The following is a 595-nucleotide window of genomic DNA, read 5'->3' as shown; positions in this document are numbered from 1 at the left end:
ACCACTTTGTGATTCATGACTGGGGTGAAGTCGTAACAAGGTAACCGTAGGGGAACCTGCGGTTGGATCACCTCCTTACCTTAAAGAACCGACCTTTGCAGTGCTCACACAGATTGTCTGATGAAAATTAGCAGTAAGAAAATCTCTGCAGGCTTGTAGCTCAGGTGGTTAGAGCGCACCCCTGATAAGGGTGAGGTCGGTGGTTCAAGTCCACTCAGGCCTACCAAATTCGCTCCCGTGCTGCGTTGTGAAATAACTCGCATACTGAAGTATGCTTCGTCATTCCACGCCTTGCCCGGAACCGAATTACGGTAATGAGATTTGACGTCGATGGGGCTATAGCTCAGCTGGGAGAGCGCCTGCTTTGCACGCAGGAGGTCTGCGGTTCGATCCCGCATAGCTCCACCATCTTTACTGCAACAACCCAAGAAAACTTCAGAGTGTACCTGAAAAGGTTCACTGCGAAGTTTTGCTCTTTAAAAATCTGGATCAAGCTGAAAATTGAAACGACACACTGTTTCATTTCTCCGTAAACAAGAAATGAAAAGCGGTGTGTTCGAGTCTCTCAAATTTTCGCAATCAGAAGTGAAACATC

Annotated in this window: 2 tRNA genes and 1 rRNA gene; all 3 read left to right on the top strand. The window is 47.4% G+C overall.

From position 1 onward, the window contains the following. Positions 1–78, top strand: a 16S ribosomal RNA gene (locus tag OOJ59_RS27935); the annotation flags it as partial. A gap of 71 nt (positions 79–149) precedes the next feature. Then, positions 150–226: transfer RNA gene (locus OOJ59_RS27930), tRNA-Ile, on the top strand. Between the two features lie 106 nt (positions 227–332). Then, a tRNA-Ala gene (locus OOJ59_RS27925) sits at positions 333–408 on the top strand. Positions 409–595: the final 187 nt, after the last annotated feature.

The sequence above is a fragment of the Citrobacter sp. W9 genome (assembly GCF_026719375.1).
Lineage (GTDB): Bacteria > Pseudomonadota > Gammaproteobacteria > Enterobacterales > Enterobacteriaceae > Citrobacter > Citrobacter werkmanii.
The sequence above is the reverse complement of the archived record's forward strand: the minus strand, read 5'-3'. Positions and strand labels throughout refer to the sequence as shown.